General features: G+C 37.7%; 4 protein-coding genes. 1 reads left to right on the forward strand and 3 read right to left on the reverse strand.

From position 1 onward, the window contains the following. Positions 1–1,787: choice-of-anchor Q domain-containing protein (locus ABWO41_RS14440; protein WP_353139495.1), on the reverse strand; the 1,787-nt coding region annotated here is incomplete at its 3' end. 414 nt (positions 1,788–2,201) lie between these two features. Further along, positions 2,202–3,584, reverse strand: coding sequence for a phosphoglucosamine mutase (gene glmM / locus ABWO41_RS14445; protein WP_353139498.1), 1,383 nt, complete (start codon positions 3,582–3,584; stop codon positions 2,202–2,204). Positions 3,585–3,810: 226 nt separating this feature from the next. Between glmM and ABWO41_RS14450 the strand changes: the two genes are divergently transcribed. After that, the gene (locus tag ABWO41_RS14450) at positions 3,811–4,722 is read left to right on the forward strand and encodes a nucleotidyltransferase family protein (RefSeq protein ID WP_353139501.1); all 912 of its coding nucleotides are present in this window, start codon (positions 3,811–3,813) and stop codon (positions 4,720–4,722) included. Between the two features lie 156 nt (positions 4,723–4,878). Here ABWO41_RS14450 and ABWO41_RS14455 read toward each other — a convergent pair whose 3' ends face one another. Next, positions 4,879–5,922, reverse strand: coding sequence for a hypothetical protein (locus ABWO41_RS14455; RefSeq protein ID WP_353139504.1), 1,044 nt, complete (start codon positions 5,920–5,922; stop codon positions 4,879–4,881). Positions 5,923–6,105: the final 183 nt, after the last annotated feature.

Below are 6,105 nucleotides of genomic sequence, written 5' to 3' on the forward strand. Positions count from 1 at the left end.
TTGATATCGGTAAAACCAGAGAGTACTGGATTAGCCTTTTCTACCGTTAAAGTCAGATCAATGTTTCCCGAATTGTAATTGGCGGTAGCTGCCTGTGTAGCGGTAATGGTCGCCGTTCCTGAGCCAACAATGGTTATTTTATTATCGGTAATAACTGCTACTTCCATATTATCGCTCGTATATGTAAAAGCGCCATTGCTAGTACTAGTAATTTCCGGTACAAAACTGGCGTCTCCGTAAGTTTTAATAATATCGTCAACATTAGAAAATATAGGATCGGCTTTGTTTACTGTTAAGGTTGTCAATTTAGTGGTAACTGCATTGTGTTTAGGTGTTCCTGCCTGTGTTATGATAATGGAAGTTGTTCCTGCGCCTGTAATGGTGATGGCATTTCCGTTAATTATAGCCACATTCTCATTACTACTGAAATAGCTAAATGTTCCGCTGCTGGTACTAATGGGTACGTTCAGTATAAAACTGGCATCGCCATACAGCTTGGTTATATCGGCATATTCCGATAAAGCAGGATTGGTTCTGGTATAAGCTATAGTATTGCCACTTTGCACCTCATAAGCGCCTATATCTACCGTAGTGTTACGTATGCGGGCATTACCTGCTAAATCAAAGGGTTCAGTAACATACGAATTATTTCCCTTGTTAATCAATGGACTTCCACTGGCCAAGGTGTAGTTGTCATTGTCTGCATTGGCAAACTTAGGATCGGTATTGCCGTCGATATTACCGTTTGACGTATTGGTCTCGTACTGTATCAGGCTATTACGGCTAATACACGCATACACATTATTAAGATTATCAAAATATAAGGCACCACCTGTAGGAGCACTGTTACTATAAATCACACTATTATAAAATTCAGGAGTCGAATACCCTCCGGCTGTTCGACTATCATAAGTATAAAACGCACTTCCTCTGTTTGCTTTATTCATAGCTATTACCGTATTTCTAAAAACAGGTTTGCTTAAACCTGTATTGAATCCGGCGCCTCCGTTGCCAGGGCTTAAATTTTTAATTATCAGCGAATTAATAAACACCGGCTTAGCAACTTCGAAATTAACCATACCACCACCACTGTAAGCGGTAGCATTTTTACAAATTACCACATTGCTGAAAGTGGGAGCAGAAGCGCTGATAAATAAACCTCCGCCATTGGATCTGTACGTATCTTCGGAGTTGACCTTGAGTGAACCGGTGTTATTATCGGCATTTCCGCCGGTAATGGTAAAACCGTCTAACAGGGCCGCTCCCACATTTCCCGTACTCACCACCACATGATAAGCGTTTTCGGTATTATTTGCAATGGCTAATGTAGTGCCACTACCGCTAAGTACATCATCGTTGCTAAAATCGCCACTTAGTATAGATCCGGTTGTAGCAGAAGGCGCAATACGTTTGTCTTGTAAATCTCTTATATTGTTATTCGGGTCAAAACCGCCGTATATTTTCACATCTTTTACCAGCAGAAAAGTGTTATCCCGGCCTTTGTCTGTACCAAAGTTAGCTCCGTCCTGTGGGCTGTACAAGGGGTAATATGTTCCTTTACTTACCCAAATCTGTTTAATATTGGTATTGGTTTTTGCCGCTTTGAGGGCATCTGCCAACTCGCCAACCGGGTTTGCCCAACTATTTCCATCTCCAGTACTTCCTTTTTTCACATATACAATGCCACTGGCATCGGGTGTTTGCGAATAACCCATTTGATAATCATATAACACGAAACATGCAATAGCGATAAATAGAAAAATAAAGCCTTGTAGATTTTTAAACATACGCTTATGGTTTAGGTCGTCTAAATTAGCTAAAGGCCCATGCCAATTCCCCACCCGTTCGGGTAGTTTTTCATTTTATTGGAAGAATTAAGTCGGAAAACGTCTACTACAGAACGGAAGCACCATTGGCAATAACACAATATTGACTTACAAAATTGGGAGAGATAAGTTACTGATAACTAACAGCGACGAACAATTGTTTTCAACTAACCAGCCATCTTGCTGTCTTAAACAAGTACCAGGCGTTCCATAATATTAAGGTTTAAACAAACCTATCAAAAATAAAAAAAGAGAGGTACTACCTCTCTTTAAAAACAACCTGATTAAACATCTGTTAAAGTTTCGTACTGAGAAACCAAACCAAGAAAGTACAAAACAATAACCTATGTTCAGGCTGCTATAAATTTCGGAAATTTATTTCAGGATTTCCTTAATATCGCTAATAACTTTTTCTGCCAGCTCGTTTGCTTGTTGTTCAGAAGCCGACTCTGAATAAATTCTGATAATAGGTTCGGTATTGGATTTTCTTAAATGCACCCATTGTTTATCGAATTCTATTTTCACACCATCTATTGTATTAATCGGCTGGTCTTTATATTTCTCCTGAATTTTCAGCAATAAACCGTCTATATCCATTCCTGCTTCCAGCTCAATTTTATTTTTAGAGATAAAGTATGCAGGATAAGTAGCCCTTAATTCCGAAATCGTTTTACCTGATTGAGCTAAATGAGAAAGAAATAAACCGATACCAACCAAAGCATCTCTGCCATAATGCGATTCCGGATAAATCACTCCGCCGTTGCCTTCACCTCCAATAATGGCATTGGTCTCCTTCATTTTGTTCACCACATTTACTTCGCCAACAGCCGCAGCGTTATAAACTTGCCCTGCTTCTTCAGTAACATCACGAAGTGCTCTGGTAGAAGACAAATTAGAAACAGTATTGCCCGGTGTGTTTTTTAGCACATAGTCAGCAACAGCCACCAAAGTATATTCTTCACCAAACATAGAACCATCTTCATTTACAAAACATAAACGGTCAACATCCGGGTCTACGACAATCCCCAAATCGGCTTTATTCTCTCTAACTACCTTAGAAATTTCGGTTAAATGCTCTGGAAGCGGTTCAGGATTATGAGGAAAATGACCATTAGGCTCACAATACAACTCGTAAACGGTTTCTACGCCTAAAGCTTTAAGCAAAGCCGGAACAAAAATTCCACCCGTAGAATTTACCGCATCTATCGCTACTTTAAATTTCGCGGCTTTAATGGCTTCAACATTCACTAATGGCAAAGCCAGTACTTTATCTATATGTTTTTGAAGGTATGAATCGTCATAAGTCACTTTACCCAAACTATCTACATCTGCAAAGGATAAATCTGAATCTTCTGCCAAAGCCAATACTTCCTTGCCATCCTGATCACTAATAAATTCGCCTCGATTATTCAGCAATTTCAAGGCATTCCATTGTTTCGGATTATGGCTGGCTGTAAGAATAATACCACCTGCAGCTTTTTCATCAGGAACGGCAACTTCTACCGTTGGGGTAGTAGAAAGACCTAAATCCACCACATCTATTCCAATACTTTGCAAAGTCCCCACCACTAAATTACGCACCATTTCTCCCGAAATACGAGCATCTCTCCCAACAACTATTTTATTGTTTCCTGTTTTTTCTAAAATCCATTTACCGTAAGCAGCGGTAAATTTTATAATATCTACCGGAGTAAGGGCATCTCCTGCCTTTCCTCCTATTGTTCCCCTAATTCCAGAGATAGACTTAATTAATGTCATTTTCAGATTTTTAATTTTTAACGAATATCTAAAATTTAAAAAAGAGTTGAAACTCAAATATCAGAAACAGCAGGTTTTATTAAAAAGTAAAACTTGAGATTCCTGATATGTATACACAGAAACAAATATATAAAAATACCTATTGTGTTCGAACACACTTAACATTTTTATTTTTTTATTAATGATGATTTACTAACTTGCGTTATCGAACACACATAAAATTGTCATGGAGAAAAAACAACCTACCCTTTTAATTCTGGCAGCTGGGATGGCGAGCAGATATGGAAGCCTGAAACAAGTTGACAGCTTCGGTCCTTCAGGAGAAACTATTATTGACTATTCTATTTATGATGCTATAAAAGCTGGATTCAAAAAGGTTTCTTTCATTGTAAAAAAAGATTTCCATCACGAATTCAAAAGAATTTTTGATGCGAAACTGGCAGGAAGAATTGAGACTGATTATGTATTTCAGGATTTTGATTTAAAAAAGTTTGGCATAGACAAAGAGATAATCAGACAGAAGCCCTGGGGTACAGGCCATGCACTCATCTCGGCAAAAGATCAGATAAACGAACCTTTTTGTATCATCAATGCCGATGACTTTTATGGTTATGAGTCTTTCGAAAAAATGTACAAATTCCTAAGCGAGAATGTGACCGACGAAAATCTGGCTTTAATGGGTTTCGAAGTGAACAATACATTATCTGATCATGGTAAAGTTTCCAGAGGTATTTTCTCGGTTTCTGAAGATGGTTATATGACCGAAATTACCGAAAGGACCAAAGTATATCGCAATAATGGAAAAATGGTATATGACGAACCGGAAGGTACTTTCCCTGTTCCCGAAAACAGCTATGCTTCTATGAATTTCTGGGGTTTTACGCCAAAGATTTTTGAGACTGGTGTAGAATTATTTCAAAAGTTCGCAAAAGAAAATGATGAAGAAAATGGAACAAATGAGTTCTATATTCCTTCTGTTGCAGAAGAAATCATTAAATCCGGAAAGGCCAGATTTAAAGTATTACCTACTTCTTCAACATGGTTTGGAGTGACTTATAAAGAAGATAAACCGATTGTACAGGAGAAATTGTCTGCACTTGTAAATGCAGGTGTTTATCCGGAAAATTTGTGGAGATAAGCCCAATCCAGCCCTCTGTAAGAAGAGAGGGCTGATTCTCTTATTTGAAATTCTATTTGCTATAATAATACTATAATTGAACCTTTCCCGATGAAATCGGACCCCAACCTGACAAGATACGTTTGAGACGATACTAAAGAAAGATTAACTTAAAACCTACCTTATTACGAAATCATGCAGATATATTTTCTTGTCTGAAGGAAAAAGTGTTTTTGGAACCCCATCTTCCCATAAAGTAGGGATAGACTGTGTTCCATTCAACAATTGCCCCAACACATAAACTTTCTTATTATATACCTGAATAGCCTCTACCTTTACATTGGATCCTTCTGCCAGGTTATACAACAACTGGTCGTTTTTATAGACTGAAGCGGTAAACGTCGTTGCTCCGGAATTAGCTGCATAGTAATAATCCCAACCGTCCATAGCAGTAACAACACTGGAAGTCCGTTTCCCTAAAGTATTTGAAAAAACTTTTTCTTTATTTTTCCATACAGAAAAGGCATCTGTTTCTTTATCTATACCTTCCCAGCCAATTACATATGTATCTCCGTTGATTACTTTGATGTAATCTGCCCCGGACGCATTACTTGACAGAGCTTGAACATAATTTTCGTTCCATAAAGTGGCCCGTTGTGCAAACTGCCCTGCCATATACAACTTTCCGTTATAAGGGGCAAAATAGTTGATACCAGAGAATTCTACCGCTCCATACTTTTGCTTAAATGCACCGTTTATCCAAACATATTGATAAGGAACATTCCTGTCTTCGCCATTATAATTAAAAATTTCATAAACCGTACCGGCAACATACACATTCGCATCATCTGCAAATACTGCCGTTCCTTTATTGTACTCGAAAGCATCGCTCAAATGCGTTATCGTACCGTTTCTCCAGTAAACTACCCGCTTTTTGTCAGTACCACCATGTTGATAGCCGGTAACATGCACATCGTTATTATGAACGTAAATGGCAGTAGCATCAGATCTATTGTTGGGCGAAAGCTGTACAATAGAATCGCCAATACTTAGAATCGCTCTCCTGTTAGTTTCTTGATAGCTTTGATTATAGGAATACCCTACGTAATAAAATTCAGGTTCTTTAGCTGGTGTGTTATTTTTGTCTTTTTTACAGGAAATAAATATACTAAACAGAACAATTAGACATAAAGAATTATTCAGACAGTTTTTCACTCTCATTTTTGTTAATCGTATTGTTGAGCTTTTTTACAAGAAAAAACCGAGCCAATTAAGACAGATAAATATGTTTTTTCTATTGTTAATTTCTGTCGCTCTAATTTTCAATAAATTAACCATCATTCTTTTTAAAAAAATCTTATCTTTGCACCTTTCAAATTTCACATCAATGAATCACCCTGTAAA

The sequence above is a fragment of the Pseudopedobacter sp. genome, assembly GCF_040392825.1.
Lineage (GTDB): Bacteria > Bacteroidota > Bacteroidia > Sphingobacteriales > Sphingobacteriaceae > Pseudopedobacter.